Raw genomic sequence first — 13,575 nt, forward strand, 5'->3', positions numbered from 1 at the left:
CGTCCGGACCGGGCCTCGCAACGCGCCTCGCAACGAGGTCAGTTGCCGCCGGCGGCCTTGAACATGTAGCTCTCGGCTGTCTTGCGGCTGGCGTTCCAGTACGAGACCGCGGGGTTGTCGTCGATGTTCAGGAAGTCGGCCTCGGCGGGCAGCGGGGCCTTGATCGGCGCGCTGTCCGGGTCGGCGTTGGAGACGCGGCCCTGGAGGCTGACGGTCACCGTCTCCACGGCCTCGGTCGGCGCGCCGGTCCGGAAGAGGAGCATGCCCGCGTACGCCTTCTTGCCCGGCCCGACCGTGACTGTCTTCATCTCGGACTCCATGGGGCCGACCTGATCCTCCCGCCCGTTGTCGAAGCGGACGATCGGGTACCGGTAGAGGACGCATTCCTTGTCGCCGGTGTTGGTGGCCGTGAGGAGGAGGTGGCGGGCCGAGTCATGTGCGTAGAGCGTCGTGGCCATCGAGATGTTCGCGTCGCTGCAGGCGGCGGTGACGGTCGTACCGCCGCCGTTGCTGCTCGGCTCACTGGAGTTCCCCGAGCCGCCGCCCGATACCTGCGAGGCGTCGGTCGTACTGGCGCTGGGCTGGGTGGAGGTGGAGGTGGGCTCGGTGGAGGTGGTCGCGCTCGGCGGGGCGGACGAGGAGGACGGGACGGACGGGGTGGACGGGATGGCGCCCGTGCCGTTGTTCGTGCCGTCCGGCTCGCAGGCCGTGGTGGAGAGGAGGGCGGTGAGGGCCGCGGCTCCCAGGGCGCAGGCCTTCCAGCTCTTGTAGGTGGTACGCATGGTGATCCCCCGTGTGCGGTCAGGTCGTTCGACGTTCAGCTGGAAAGGTAGCGGGAAAGGCCGTTCCCCCTCGTCCAACGAGGGGTTGAACCGCGTCTGCAACCAGGGTGGTTGTCGGCGTACAACCAGGGGTGTAGCCGTGGCCGAGAGCCGGGTGGAGTGATCGCTCCTGGCCTGCGCTCGGACGATGTTCGCGCAGCGCACGTGGAGCACAGCGGTTCGCAGGTCCTTCTCGCAAGTGGCGGACGTCGTCTACGCGGTGGTGTCGGTCGGCATTTCGAGCACCGACTGACGCTGAACAGCCGGGCCCGGGCGGTCGTCTTCGCGTACGAGACCGGACTGACCTCACGCGGCGCCGCGACCCGGGGAACGGACGACGCCTGAGGTCCTGGTACTGCCGGGCCGTCAACCGCGGAAGCCAGGAGGCCGACGTCCTACTTCGTCGCCTCCGCGCGGGCCTCGCTCGGGGTGAGGCCGAACCGGGAGCGGAAGAGACGGGCGAAGTGGGCCTGGCTGGAGAACCCCCACCGGTGCGCGACGTCGGCGATCCTGGTCTCCCGCGCCCCGGGGCCGGTGAGTTCCTGACGCGCCCCGACCATGCGCCGTTCCACGATGTGCCGCACCGGCGACCTGCCGGTCGACTCGAAGATCCGCCCCAGGTGCCGTACGGAGATGCCCATGACGCCGGCCACCTGCGCGGCTGAGAGACAGGGGTCGTGCAGGTGCCGGTCGATGTAGTCCTCGGCCACGATGAGCTGCGACCGGTAGACGTCGGTTCCCGGCCTCCCGCCCGTACGCTCCTCGGCGAGTTGCCCGAGCAGGTCGAGCACGGTCCCCTCGGCGTCGGCGGGATCGTACGGCCCGCCGCGCAGCGCGGTCAGCCCCGTGAGCCGGGAACCCAGCGCGGCCACGAGCGCGCCCTCCCGCGCCGTGCCCCGCCCGAACAGCATCGGCCCGGGCAACCCGCCGCCCACACACGCCTGCGTGAACAGATCACGCGGCACGTCCACCAGGATCTGGCGCATCGAGGAGGAGAACCCGAAGAGATACGGCCTTCGGGTGTCGTAGACGAACAACTCGCCCGCAGTGGCCGCGAGGCAGCCGTTCTCGTGCAGGAACACCGCCTCCCCCTTGAGCAGGAGACTCGCGAACACCGAGTCCTTGGGCGCCGACCTGACCGTCTGCGGGCTGCGCTCGATGGCGTGGGCGTTGCCGGAGATGTCGGCGAGGCGCAGTCCGCCCACCTCGATGTTGGTCTGCCTGGCCAGCAGGCCCTGCTCGGAATAGGAGGTGCAGGACAGGCCCACCAAGGCCCTGCGGTTGTAGTCCTCCCAGTAGTGGATGCGCTCGGCGGGCGCGATGTGCTCGGTGGTGGCCCGGGAGATCACGGCGGGGACGGACACGTGACCTCCCGTGTTCGTGCATGTCAGGGAGGCTCAGCTTAGGTGACGGGTCATACGGCCAGATAGCCTCCGTCCACCGGGACGACCGCGCCGGTGACGTACGAGGCCGCCGCCGAGCACAGGAACGCCACCACCGAGGCGACCTCGTGCGGCTGCCCGAGCCGCCCGGCCGGGATACGGGCCAGCACCTGGGCCGTGACCTCGGGATCGTCGAGCACCCCCCGGGCCAGCGGGGTGAGCACGAAGCCGGGCGCGACGGCGTTGACCCTGATGCCGTCGGCGGCGTACTCGGCCGCCAGCGATTTCGTCAGCTGGGAAACGCCGCCCTTGCTCGCGCTGTAGGCGGGGCGGTCCCTGCTGCCGGAGAAGGCGAACATGGACGAGACGTTCACAACGGTGCCGCCGCTCACGGCCAGGGCCGGGCGGGCGGCCTGACAGGCGGCCATGGTGGCGGTGAGGTTGATGTCGATGACCCGCTGCCAGCGGGCGAGGTCGTACTCCTCGCGGTCGTGGCTGACGCCCGCGCAGTTCACCAGGACGGCCAGCGGCTGGTGCGTGGACAGCAGATCGGTCAGCCCGGCGCGGTCGAGTACGTCGTGCTCCACGACGCGGACGCGGGGGTGGTCGGGCAGGTCGGCGGGGTCGGCGGGTGGCAGACCGAGTGCGGTCACCTCGGCGCCCAGCTCGGCGAGGAGGACGGCCGTGGCCGCGCCGATCCCCGAGGTCCCACCGGTCACGAACGCCCGCTGCCCTACGAACTCGCCGCTCACGGACGCTGCTCCTTTGTTTGTACGAGTGGCCGTACCAGCACTTTGACCTGCTCCTCGCCGCGCAGCAGCGCCTCGAATCCATCACGTACGACGTGCTCCAGAGCGATGGTGGAGGTGACGATCCCCGCCAGGTCCACGCCTTCCTCCGCCACCATGCGGATCAGCTCGGGATAGGCGTCGCGATATCCCACGCTGGTCATGATCGTCTGCTCGTTGTTCACCAGGGCGAAGGCGTCCAGACGGACCGTGCCGGTCAGGCCGAGGAACATCACCCGTCCGCCCCGCCGGGTGGCGGCCAGCGAGGCACGCAGGGTGTCCTCCGAGCCGACCGCCTCGAACACGACGTCCGCTCCCTCGCCGCCGACGACGTCGGCGAGGTCCGTGCCGGTGTCGGCGGCTCCCAGGCGCAGCGCCAACTCGCGGCGGGCCGGGGACCGGTCGGCGGCGACGACGCGCCCGGCGCCGTACCGGGCCGCGAGCTGGGTCACGAGCAGCCCGATCGGGCCCAGACCGAGAACGGCGACGGTCTCGCCGGGGCGGATCCCGGCCCGTCGTACCGCGTGCAGGGCCACGGCGGCCGGCTCGAACACCGCCGCCTGCTCCAGGGAGACCTGTTCGGGCAGCCTGTGCAGCATGTACGCGGGTACGGTGGCGTGCTCGGCCAGCCCACCGTGCCCCATGAGCCCGGCGAACCCGAAATGGCGGCAGATGTTGTACTCCCCGGCGAGGCACCGCGGGCAGTTGCCGCACCGGTAGTGCGGCTCCACCGCCACCCGGTCGCCCGGGACGAGACCGGTGACGCCGCCGCCCACCTCGGTGACGGTGCCGCAGAACTCGTGCCCCAGGACGAGCGGGGCGGCCACGCCGGACTCCGGGTGCGGGTCGCCCACGGGGATGGCGTGCGGCCCGTCGGCGTACTCGTGCAGGTCACTCCCGCAGATCCCGCAGTAGGCGACCTCGATCGTCACCTCGCCGGGCCCGGGCGGCATCACCGGCACGCTCTCGACGCGGATGTCCTTGGCCCCGTACCAGACGGCTGCCTTCATACGGCTTCCTCGCAACCGGTGTGCGGCGCGACGGCGGTTTGCGTCATGGCGCTCAGCGGAACAGGGAGTTGACGTAGTCGGCGCCGAGCCCGACCTTCTCGTAGTGCTCGCGGCACATCTTGATGTAGTCGTGCACATCGAAGAAGCCATCGGGCTCGCCGTTCTCGTCCAGCCAGACGAGAGGGCCCTTGACGATGAAGAACGCCTTCATCGGCTCGCCGCTCTCATAGGCGACCAGCGTGTGGCCCTCACCCGGGGCCTCGTAGACGAAGTCGCCCGCGGTCGCCGTCCAGGGCCGCTCCAGGTAGCCCCACTTGCCGGAGATCGTGTACGCGAACACCTCGTGCGGGTGGTAGTGCCGGTTGACCAGCCCCGCCTCCTTCGCCCGCAGGATGTCGGCCCAGCTGTTGTCCTTGACGTTGATCCACAGCGGGCGGGAGCCGACGGTCTCGGTGAACGGCACGTAATAGCGGTCGTCGTCCGTGGCGACCTTGGACAGGTAGACCTCGGGGAGGGCGTCGGGGCGGAGGGAGTTCTCGATCGGCCTGAGGTCCTTCCAGAACTCTCCGGCGGGCGTGTCGGGCATGCGGGGCCTCTTTCGTCGCGGAATTCCCGGAAGTCAATCCCGCGGGGGCGAGCGCCGTCTTTCCTGTGGCAGACCTGGGCGCTTGCAGATCCCGGACATCCACCCGGCGGGCACACACCGATGAGCCGATGCCCCCCAAGGCATCGGCTCATCGACTCGTCCGTTCGTCCGTGGCGGCGCCGCCGTCAGATCGTGCCGCTCTCCCACCACCAGTCACGGCCGAGGTCCGCTCTGCTGTCGACGTGCTGGTGGTCGACGGTGTACCTCTCCAGCCCGGAGAAGCCGCAGGTCTCCGCCTTCTGGTAGACGGTCTTGGTGGCCACGCCGGGCACGTCGAGGTCGGCCGCGGTGCCGTACAGGTGCATGCTGTCGCTGGCCCCGCCGATGTCGGCGTTGTGGGCGATGCTGCGGAAGCCGGAGTTGACGGTGATCGGCTTGTCCCCCAGCTTCTTGCGCAGTGCCTCCAGCTTGTACATGCAGCGCCGTGCGTTCTCCTTCGCGGCCGCCGCGCTCACCTTGCCGCCGTTGAAGTTGCCGCTCGACTGGTCCACGAACTCGCTCCAGTTGAAGTGGAGCGTGGAACCGTCCGACTGCTCCAGCGCGTTGAGCTTCGCCTGGGTGTTGGGACCGGCGACCCCGTCGTCGTCGAGACCGTACGCCGCCTGGAACCGCTTGACGGCCGCGGCCGTGCCGGGGCCGAAGTCACCGTCGAGGCCGACCCGGGTGTGGCTCGCGCTGTCGGCCGCCCAGCCCGCGACCCGGATCTGCAACTCCAGCACGTCGGCGCCGTTGTCACCCTGCTTCATGGTGCGCGACCACGAGTAGGCCTGCGCGGTACCGGAGAGCAGCAGCGGTCCGAACGCCAGGCCGGCGCCGACAGCCAGCGTGCCGCGCAGCATGTTGCGGCGGTCGAGCGGGCGGCTGCCGACGGAGCGGCCGCCGGCGGAACGGAAGAGGAAGGTCATCGTCGTCCTTTCGGAACGGTGGTGCGAGAAGGAGCGGAAAGAGGTCAGTAGGCGAGCTGGAAGTTCACGTTCTGCGCGTCGGTGTCATAGGGGCCGACGCGCAGGACGAAGCGGGTGCCGTCCTTGACGTCGGTGGCGACGGTCGCCCACGGGGTGCCGTGGAGGGAGTACGTGTTGTCGTGGTTGCACTTGTCGGTGTGGTCGACGAACACCACGCAGGCGTACAGGAAGCTCTGGTCGTCCGTGGTGAGCCGCATGTTGATGTCACCGCACCGCGAGGACGTGGTGAAGGGGCCGTACTCCCTGGGCCCGTCCCCCTTGTAGCGGTAGTTCAGGTTCTTCGCGCCGCCGTAGCAGCTGGTCGCCGCGGCCGAGGCCTGTGCGGCGGCGGGCGCGGCACCCGCTCCCAGCAGTGCGGCCACGGTGACGAGAGCCGAGGCGAGCGCCCTGGTCCTGATCATGGTGGGTCTCCGTTCGGTGAAGTGGGTGAGAGGGTCAGAAGGCGATCTGGAAGGTGGCGGAACTGCCTTCCAGGTCGACGCCGTTGGGCACGGTGAACTTGGTTCCGTTCAGGACGTCGGTGGCGATGGTCGTCCAGCTCCGGCCGATCTTGGTCCAGTAATTGCAGGCGCCGGCCCTCGCGAACTGCACGCAGGCCCAGCCGAACTCGGCGTCGCCGCCGGTCATCCGCATGTTGATGTCCGTGCAGCGGCTCGTGGTCACGTACGGGCCGAAGTCGCGCACCTCCCCGTAGTGCACCGTGACCGCTCCGCCGTAACAGCTCGTGGCGGCGGTGGAGGAGGTGGCTGTGGCGGCCGAGGCGGGCCCCGGGACGGTGAGGCCCAGGGTGACAAGCAGGGCGACGAGGGACGCGCGGGCGAACCGGGCGGTCATGGGGACGCTCCTAGGTACGGCGGCGGTGGCGGCCGGGGTCACCGGTTGGCCAGCCGGTCGAGATCGGCCTGGGTGCCGTTGAACACATCACCGGTCGCCGGTGCCTGGATGCCCGGGACGATCGCGGCGTCGGTGTACTGCCACATCGCCCAGGTCGTCGAGCCGTTCGGCACCGGCGGCTGGGTGATCGACTGGCGGTAGTCCGCGAGTTGCAGCGGATACCGGGCGAAGGCGGTGGTCGAACCCAGGCAGTCGTCCAGGAAGGACTTCTGGGTGTAGATGATCGGAACGCGGCCGAAGGCCGCCTCCACCCGGTCGAGCCAGACCTTGGCGTCGCCCACCGTGCCGTAGGTGGGGCAGCGGCCGCTGCCGTCGTCCATGCGTTCCAGGTCGAAGATCGGCGGCAGATCGCCCGCCCGCTGTCCGGTGTAGCCGGTCGCCCGCACCGCGGCGATGAACCGGTCGGCCTGCGCTGCGCCCGTGTCCGCCGCCGTGCCCGTGTAGAAGTGGTACGGCGCGACGGCCAGCCCCGCCGCCCTGGCTCCCTGGAGGTCGGCGGTGAGGTAATCGTCGGTGACGTTCAGACCCCGGGTGGCCTTGACCGTCGCGAACTCGACACCCGAGGCCCGTACGGCCTTCCAGTCGATCGGCGCGCCGCCCGGGTGCTGGTACTTGGCCGTGTCCAGGCCGTCGATCGGGTAGCCGGCGGGGCGCGGCGGCGTGCAGTACGTGTTACGGCTGGACCAGTCCACCAGTTTCGCCCAGGTGTTGGGGCCCACCGTGCCGTCGGCGCTGAGGTTGGCGCAGTGCTGGAGTTCGATGACCCGGGACTCGGTGCCGCCCCCGAAGTCGCCGTCGATCGTCAGCGGCGGGTAGTGGAATGCCTCCATGGCCAGGTTCAGCCTGCACTGCACCTCCTTGACCTCGATGCCCTTCGCGCCCCGTTTCAGCGTCGGGCGTGTGTCGGTGTGGCCGCACAGGGTTGTCTGGGCCGTGCTCGACGTGCCCTGGGTCGCGCAGGTGTGCGGCTCTGCGGCCCAGGTGTTCAGCGCCGCCCAGGTCTGCGGGCCGAGCACACCGTCCACGCCCAGCCCGGCACACCGCTGGAACTCCTTGACCCGCGTCTCCGTCGCCGGCCCGAACGAGCCGTCCGCCCCGATCGGCGTGTACCGGCTCGGCTTCGTCGCCAGACTGAGCTCGCACTGCGCTTCGACGACCGCCGGGTCACCCGTCGATCCCCGCTGCAGTGTGGGCTGTGCGCTCGTGTGCCCGCAGACCGCGACCGCGGTGGCCGCGGACTGCGCCGCCTGCACCGCCGTGGGCCCGACCATCGGCAGGACCGCTGCAACGGCGAGGGTCAGACCCCGCAGGAGCGTCCTCTGTCCCATCTGGTGTTCCCCCTCATGTGAGTGACCGGGAGCCCCCGGCCGCTGGTCATGCTGGCAGCGGGCGTCCCGCAGCAGATCCCCTCGCTCCGGATTGGGACGCCGGGACGCCCACGCGCCGGTGACCTGCGGGAACGACACACCGCTGGGATGAACACGGGATACGGATGTCGCCCGGCAGGCCGGTGAACCCGCTTCCGGCGGCGCAGAGAACCGTGGGATCGGTGAAAACCCCGGCAACCTTTTGGGGCGCGGCGGAGACTATGGGCCGGAAGCTGCCTCAACCGGAGCCTCGCAGCGAGCACACGAACATCGAGCACACGAACTTCCGCACCAGGTAAGGACCTCAGCCGTGGCGTCCCCATCTCAGCGTCGTTCCCCGCGCCGTTCTCCGCGCCGCTCTCCGCGTCAGCGGCGGGGCCTGCTCGTCTGCGCCGCCGCGGCTGCCGTCGTGCTGGTCATATCCCTGGTCGTGGCTTTCCGCCCCGACCACCAGGCCGACGAAGGGCTCGGAGCGGCCACGTCCGCCGCCGGCGCCCGGGCGGCAGCCCCGCCCACGACGCCGGAGCCGACGCCGTCCCCGACGAAGCCCTCGGCCACCCGGTCCCCGACCCCGACGGCCACCCCGACCGCCGCGGCGGCTCCGAAACCCAGGCCCAAGCCCAAGGCCACGTCCAAGCCCACATCCAAGCCCACGCCCCCGGCCACGAGCGGTGGCGGCGCAACCCGGCCGGCCTCGGGCGCGGCGCCGTTGGCGGGCCGGATCCGGCCCGGCACCACCTACACGGGCGTCGCCACCTTCTACGACACCGGCAGCGGCGACGGCGCCTGCCTGTACGGACCGACCTCCGACGTCATGACCGCCGCGATGAACACCGCCGACTACGAGACGTCCATGGCGTGCGGGGCGTACATCCTCGTCCGCGCGGCGAGCGGGGCCTCCGTCACGGTCCGGATCACCAACGAATGCCCGGGGGACTGCCTCCCCGGCCAACTCGACCTCAGCCCCCAGGCCTTCGCCAAGCTCGCCGCCCCCGTGGCCGGCCGGATCCCGATCACGTGGAGCCTGCTGAGCCCTGCCACGGCCGACCCGATCTCGATCCGCTACAAGACCGGGTCCAGCCAGTACTGGTGCGGCATCCAGGTCATCGGCCACCGCAATCCGCTGGCGCGCCTCGAAGTCCGTACCGGCAGTGGCTGGGTCCGGTTGGCGCGCACCAGCTTCAACTACTTCCTCTCCGAGCAGGGCAGCGGTTGCGGTGGCGCGCTCAGGATCAGCGACATCTACGGTGAGCAGCTGACCATCGACGGGATCGCGGTACGGCCTGACGTCGCACAGCCCACCCGCGTCCAGTTCGCCGCACACTGACCGGCCGCCGTCTGCGTGCGTGAGCCGTCAGGAGCCGTTCAGCGGCCCAACGCCCGCAGCACGGCCTCGAGTTGACGCAGGGGCTCGGCGCCGACGATCCGGAGTACGACGGTGTCCGCTCCGGCCGCCGACAGCGCGCCGATGTCCCCGGCGGCCTCCGGGGCACTGCCGGACACGGTGAACACGTCCTCCTGCGGGCGGCCCAGCCAGCCGCCGTGACCCTCGGTGTGCGGATGCAGGGTCCGCGCGACCTCGCCGGGGTCGTCGCCCACGCAGCAGAAGGCCAGCACCGTCAGAGTGTGTTCGGGACCGGCGCCGCCCTTCGCGGTCAGCGCCCGGGTGTTCTCCAGGTCGCGCGGGCCGTGGCCCTCGGCGATCAGGGTGCCGTCCGCGACCCGGCCGGACAGCTCCAGCGAGCGGGCGCGCACCACCCCCGCGACCACGGGCGGCGGTTCGGCGGGCGGGTGCACCAACTGGACGCCGTCCAGGTGCACTTCGCGCCCCTCCAGCTCGACCCGCTCCCCGTGCAGCAGGGCGCGTACGGAGGTGATCGTCTCCTCCAGCAGGGCCAGCGGTGAACGGGGAGCGACGCCGACCGACGTCATCCACTCCCGTACCCCGTGCCCGATCCCGGCCACGAGCCGGCCCGGGAACACCCGGGCCAGCGTGGCCAGTTCCATCGCCAGCAGCGCCGGGCTGCGCAACGGAGCGGGTGTGATCCCGATGCCCACCCGCAGCCGCTCCGTCGCGCCCAGCGCCACGGCGGCCGCCGACACACCGCCGTTCCAGCCGAGGTCCTCGACCACCCACAGGTCGTCCACACCGAGGGCCTCGGCCTGCCGCGCGAACCCGGGCAGCCCTTCCGGGGCCCAGTCGCGGTCGTACATCACACCGATCCGAAGGTTCGTCATGCTCCCGAACCTACGTGAGCCACGGTGGATCAACCTTCACTCAAAGCCCTGAAAGTCTCGCTTCCGGTCCGGCCCTGGCGGTCGCCGGGGCGATCACCGATGCGCAGGGGAGCGAGAGAGGTCATTCAAGCCGATCTGCGACTGCATGCCGCCATGAATGTGAAGGATTCGTGACGGACTCGTGTGTGTGTCGGATGCTGGTTCGGGCTCCGGCCCGGGGCCCCGTACCACCGACCGGCACACTCATTCGTCGCGCCTGCCAGAAGGAGCACCATGAGGAAGTTCCTGCGCCAGGGCATCGTCGGCCTCTCCGTCGCCGCCTCGCTCGCCCTGCTGCCGACAGCCGCCACCCACGCCCAAGCTGCCCCGTCCGCCATCCCGTCCGGGATGACCTGGACCGTGCTCGCCGAGGGAGCGGCGAACGGCACCGTCAGAGTGGGGTCGGACTCCGGGACTGATCCGTACAACGGCGACACCCCGGCCACGGCCACGCTGCCGCTGCTGTGCCTGAGGGTCACCGGCACCGGCGTACCCAGCGGGATCACCCCGGACTTCTACGCGGGCTGGGCTCGCGGCACCGTCGCCGCCACGCCCCCGGTCCAGGGCAAAACGCTGACCAGCCTCTCCGTCGCGAACAGCCTCTGCGCCCAGTACTACGGAACCGGCTGGCGCTTCGCCGAGTTCCATGACGGCCGCTACGGCAGCAACCTGGAGTCGAGTGGCGGCTGGTCGTTCTGGGCCCACGGCTACCTCCCCGAGAACACGCGCTTCTGGACCACCATCGACGACCAGCCCGCGAACCCCTGGAACTGAGCCACCGCTCATCGGCGGCGGCCTCGCCACCACCGAAGACCCGTCAGACCTCGCGTCGGTGACAGCCTTGCGGTAGTCAGACACCGGTGAAGGCGAACGCGCAGGCCTGGCCCCTGCCAGTCCGCAGTTCCGGGCCGCAGCGTTCGGGAAGGCGTCGCCGTGACGCCTTCCCGAACGACAACTGGTGCTGTCCGTATGCGCCAACTACTGACCGTCAGCCTTGAACCTCAGCCCTTGACCGGCTTGCCGCGGCCCCAGCCCCAGGCGAGGCGGTCGGCGCCGGACTGGTTGGTGGTGGCCAGCCAGGGGCGGTCGGTGGTGCCCGTCAGGGTCTGGATCGAGTACATGTCGTCCGTGCGCAGGCCGGGCCAGTAGACGGAGCCCATCTTCAGCTTGCGGAAGGTGTCGGTGACGGCCTGCATGTAGTTGATGAAGTTGTTGTCGGGGGTCTTCTTGTTGTAGTCGAAGCCCGTGGTCATGAAGGCCCCGAACTCGTCCGCGACGGTCCGGTTGGCGCAGTCACCGATGCGTACCTTCAGGTCGGCCACCCACTGGTCGTAGGTCGCGTACTCCTTCCAGAAGCCGTAGTGGTGCAGCGACAGGTACGTGCCCTTCAGGCGCGGGTCGGCGCAGACGGACGTGACGTGGTCGTTGTAGCCGGCGCCGCTGACGAACACCTGGCCCCGCGCAACGGACTTGTACTTCGCGAGCCACTTCGCCGCGATGTCGGCCCACTCGGTGTCGGTGTAGCCGTGCGGCTCGTTCATCGGCTCGAAGTAGACGTGCTTGTCGTTCTTGTACGCCTTGACGACCCTGTCCCACATGGGCCAGTAGGTGGCCGTGTCGTCGATGAAGCCGTCCTTCTGGGCGCCGGTGCCCTCCCAGTAGGAAAGGATCACCTTGAAGCCCTTGTCGGACGCCGCGTCGACGACCGCGCGGTACGACTTCCAGTAGGAGCCGTTGACCGTGTACGGGTTGATCGGCAGCCGCACGGTGTTGGCACCGAGGTTCGCGCGGAACGCCGAGATGATCCGGCTCGACTTGGCGTAGGTCCGGGCGTAGTTGTCGGACGTCGACAGGCCGGAGAGGTGGAGCAGGTCGTCGGCGAAGTTGTCGCGCGGGTCGGCCCAGTTGACGCCCTTGAACTGGGTCGTGTCCTTGCTCGGCGCGCCGTGGGCGGGAGTGGAGGCGGAGGCGGGACTCGCGGCGACCGCCGTACCGCTGGTCGCGGCGAGCGCGAGCGCCACGAGGGCGGCGCGCAGCCGGGGAGATGGGCGGGTGCCGCCGAGGACGTTGCGCATCAACTTGCCCTTTCGCATGCCGGACAGGGTCCGATGGGGGGCGATGTTTACGTAAACATCGCGGCGCCGGAATCGTGGCACCCACCACAGAGATCGTCAAGGTTTCCGACGCGTAACACGTCCGCCGGACGGAACGAGTGGCGACATGCCGAACGTGACAGGGCCCGGCAGCGGGCGGCGGAGCGGCACCGCCAGTTCGGACAGCGTCTGGCCGAAAGGCAACGTTCCTTTCCGGCAGGGTATTTGACGCCCGTAGACTCACCCGGTGACAAAGGTGACACGGGACGACGTCGCCAGACTCGCCGGAACTTCCAGCGCGGTTGTCAGTTACGTCGTCAACAATGGCCCCCGGCCCGTCTCCGCGGAGAAACGCAGACGCGTTCTCGAAGCCGTCAGGGAACTCGGTTACCGGCCCGACCGGGTGGCCCAGGCCATGGCCAGTCGCCGTACGGACCTGCTGGGGCTGATCGTTCCGGACGCCCGTCAGCCATTCTTCGGGGAAATCATCCACGCGTTGGAACGTGCCGCCGCCGACCGGGGAAAAATGGTGCTCGTCGGTAACTCCGATTACCAGGAGGAGCGCGAAATCCATTACCTGCACGCCTTTTTGGGGATGCGGGTGTCGGCACTGATCCTGGTCAGTCTGGGGATCGGCGACCGGATCGCCGCGGAGCTCGACGGCATGGACACCAGGGTCGTGCTGATGCACGAACGGTCCGCGTCGGTACGGAAGTTCGCCGTGGTCACGGACGACATCGAGGGCGCCAGGATCGCCACCCGGCATCTCCTCCAGCACGGACACACCGCCGTGGCCTGCCTCGGCGGACCCGAGTCGGCTCCCCTGGCCGGGGATCCCGTCGCCGACCATGTCGAGGGCTGGCGCAAGGCGATGGCGGACGCCGGCCACTCCACCGAGGGGCTCCTCTTCCGCGCCCCCTACAACCGGTATGACACCTACGGCGCCGCCCTGCGCCTGCTCGCCGCCCCCGACCGGCCGACCGCCGTGTTCTGCTCGACCGACGACCAGGCCATCGGCCTGCTGCGGGCAGCCCGCGAACTGGGCGTCGCCGTACCGGGCGAGCTGGCGGTGGTGGGCTTCGACGACGTCAAGGAGGCGGCGATGACCGACCCGCCGCTGACGACGGTCGCCTCCGACCGCGAGGCGATGGCCCGTAAGGCCGTGGACATCGCGCTCGATCCGGAACTGGACGCGGCGACGCCCGGCGGGACGGACCGCACCCGGCGCTTCCCGTCCCGCCTGGTCCTCCGGGCGTCGTGCGGCTGCCAGGACCAGGACTCCACCTTCCGACCCCTGGCGGCCCAGGCCCCGGCGGCCGCTGTCTGACCCGC

Annotated in this window: 14 protein-coding genes; 3 read left to right on the top strand and 11 right to left on the bottom strand. The window is 70.3% G+C overall.

Annotated elements, in window-relative coordinates; all coding sequences use genetic code 11:
* Window positions 1-38: 38 nt before the first annotated feature.
* The 9 genes from OG734_RS34190 to OG734_RS34230 all read right to left on the bottom strand — a co-directional run bounded on the left by OG734_RS34190 (window position 39) and on the right by OG734_RS34230 (window position 7,834).
* Window positions 39-782, bottom strand: coding sequence for a DUF4232 domain-containing protein (locus tag OG734_RS34190; protein ID WP_330291281.1), 744 nt, complete (start codon window positions 780-782; stop codon window positions 39-41).
* A 434-nt stretch (window positions 783-1,216) separates the two neighbouring features.
* On the bottom strand, window positions 1,217-2,185 hold the full coding sequence (locus tag OG734_RS34195; RefSeq protein ID WP_330291282.1) for a helix-turn-helix domain-containing protein: 969 nt from the start codon (window positions 2,183-2,185) through the stop codon (window positions 1,217-1,219).
* Between the two features lie 50 nt (window positions 2,186-2,235).
* Window positions 2,236-2,955, bottom strand: a complete 720-nt coding sequence (locus OG734_RS34200; protein WP_330291283.1) for an SDR family NAD(P)-dependent oxidoreductase — start codon at window positions 2,953-2,955, stop codon at window positions 2,236-2,238.
* A complete protein-coding gene (locus tag OG734_RS34205) occupies window positions 2,952-4,001 on the bottom strand; it encodes a 2,3-butanediol dehydrogenase (RefSeq protein WP_330291284.1) in 1,050 nt (349 codons plus the stop codon). The genes OG734_RS34200 and OG734_RS34205 overlap by 4 nt, the downstream gene beginning before the upstream one ends.
* 52 nt (window positions 4,002-4,053) lie before the next feature.
* Window positions 4,054-4,587: a 2,4'-dihydroxyacetophenone dioxygenase family protein gene (locus tag OG734_RS34210; protein ID WP_330291285.1), complete on the bottom strand. Its 534-nt coding sequence runs from the start codon at window positions 4,585-4,587 to the stop codon at window positions 4,054-4,056.
* A 185-nt stretch (window positions 4,588-4,772) separates the two neighbouring features.
* Window positions 4,773-5,552 (bottom strand): D-Ala-D-Ala carboxypeptidase family metallohydrolase, encoded by a 780-nt coding sequence (locus OG734_RS34215; RefSeq protein ID WP_330291286.1) that lies wholly within the window; start codon window positions 5,550-5,552, stop codon window positions 4,773-4,775.
* Between the two features lie 44 nt (window positions 5,553-5,596).
* Window positions 5,597-6,013, bottom strand: a complete 417-nt coding sequence (locus OG734_RS34220; protein WP_330291287.1) for a hypothetical protein — start codon at window positions 6,011-6,013, stop codon at window positions 5,597-5,599.
* Between the two features lie 34 nt (window positions 6,014-6,047).
* The gene (locus tag OG734_RS34225) at window positions 6,048-6,446 is read right to left on the bottom strand and encodes a hypothetical protein (protein WP_330291288.1); all 399 of its coding nucleotides are present in this window, start codon (window positions 6,444-6,446) and stop codon (window positions 6,048-6,050) included.
* Between the two features lie 38 nt (window positions 6,447-6,484).
* Window positions 6,485-7,834 carry a GH25 family lysozyme gene (locus OG734_RS34230; RefSeq protein ID WP_330291289.1) on the bottom strand — a complete coding sequence of 450 codons (1,350 nt, stop codon included), beginning with the start codon at window positions 7,832-7,834 and terminating at the stop codon, window positions 6,485-6,487.
* A gap of 349 nt (window positions 7,835-8,183) precedes the next feature.
* Here OG734_RS34230 and OG734_RS34235 point away from each other — a divergent pair, with 349 nt between their 5' ends.
* Window positions 8,184-9,200 carry an expansin EXLX1 family cellulose-binding protein gene (locus OG734_RS34235; protein WP_330291290.1) on the top strand — a complete coding sequence of 339 codons (1,017 nt, stop codon included), beginning with the start codon at window positions 8,184-8,186 and terminating at the stop codon, window positions 9,198-9,200.
* A gap of 38 nt (window positions 9,201-9,238) precedes the next feature.
* Here the strand turns inward: OG734_RS34235 and OG734_RS34240 are convergent, their stop codons facing one another.
* Complete coding sequence (locus OG734_RS34240; protein WP_330291291.1) at window positions 9,239-10,111, bottom strand: LLM class flavin-dependent oxidoreductase; 873 nt, start codon at window positions 10,109-10,111, stop codon at window positions 9,239-9,241.
* A 273-nt stretch (window positions 10,112-10,384) separates the two neighbouring features.
* Between OG734_RS34240 and OG734_RS34245 the strand changes: the two genes are divergently transcribed.
* Window positions 10,385-10,924: a hypothetical protein gene (locus OG734_RS34245; protein WP_330291292.1), complete on the top strand. Its 540-nt coding sequence runs from the start codon at window positions 10,385-10,387 to the stop codon at window positions 10,922-10,924.
* A 227-nt stretch (window positions 10,925-11,151) separates the two neighbouring features.
* On the opposite strand, the gene OG734_RS34250 is transcribed toward OG734_RS34245, so the two are convergent.
* Window positions 11,152-12,243 (bottom strand): glycoside hydrolase family 5 protein, encoded by a 1,092-nt coding sequence (locus OG734_RS34250; protein ID WP_330291293.1) that lies wholly within the window; start codon window positions 12,241-12,243, stop codon window positions 11,152-11,154.
* Between the two features lie 247 nt (window positions 12,244-12,490).
* Between OG734_RS34250 and OG734_RS34255 the strand changes: the two genes are divergently transcribed.
* The gene (locus OG734_RS34255) at window positions 12,491-13,570 is read left to right on the top strand and encodes a LacI family DNA-binding transcriptional regulator (protein ID WP_330291294.1); all 1,080 of its coding nucleotides are present in this window, start codon (window positions 12,491-12,493) and stop codon (window positions 13,568-13,570) included.
* Window positions 13,571-13,575: the final 5 nt, after the last annotated feature.

Origin of the sequence: Streptomyces sp. NBC_00576 (assembly GCF_036345175.1) — a bacterium.
Taxonomy (GTDB): domain Bacteria; phylum Actinomycetota; class Actinomycetes; order Streptomycetales; family Streptomycetaceae; genus Streptomyces.

Bases quoted from the DNA above. Each gene is read 5' to 3' on its own strand.
- OG734_RS34190 (WP_330291281.1), bottom strand. From the start codon at position 782: ATGCGTACCACCTACAAGAGCTGGAAGGCCTGCGCCCTGGGAGCCGCG.
- OG734_RS34205 (WP_330291284.1), bottom strand. From the start codon at position 4,001: ATGAAGGCAGCCGTCTGGTACGGGGCCAAGGACATCCGCGTCGAGAGC.
- OG734_RS34210 (WP_330291285.1), bottom strand. From the start codon at position 4,587: ATGCCCGACACGCCCGCCGGAGAGTTCTGGAAGGACCTCAGGCCGATC.
- OG734_RS34215 (WP_330291286.1), bottom strand. From the start codon at position 5,552: ATGACCTTCCTCTTCCGTTCCGCCGGCGGCCGCTCCGTCGGCAGCCGC.
- OG734_RS34220 (WP_330291287.1), bottom strand. From the start codon at position 6,013: ATGATCAGGACCAGGGCGCTCGCCTCGGCTCTCGTCACCGTGGCCGCA.
- OG734_RS34225 (WP_330291288.1), bottom strand. From the start codon at position 6,446: ATGACCGCCCGGTTCGCCCGCGCGTCCCTCGTCGCCCTGCTTGTCACC.
- OG734_RS34230 (WP_330291289.1), bottom strand. From the start codon at position 7,834: ATGGGACAGAGGACGCTCCTGCGGGGTCTGACCCTCGCCGTTGCAGCG.
- OG734_RS34240 (WP_330291291.1), bottom strand. From the start codon at position 10,111: ATGACGAACCTTCGGATCGGTGTGATGTACGACCGCGACTGGGCCCCG.
- OG734_RS34245 (WP_330291292.1), top strand. From the start codon at position 10,385: ATGAGGAAGTTCCTGCGCCAGGGCATCGTCGGCCTCTCCGTCGCCGCC.
- OG734_RS34250 (WP_330291293.1), bottom strand. From the start codon at position 12,243: ATGCGAAAGGGCAAGTTGATGCGCAACGTCCTCGGCGGCACCCGCCCA.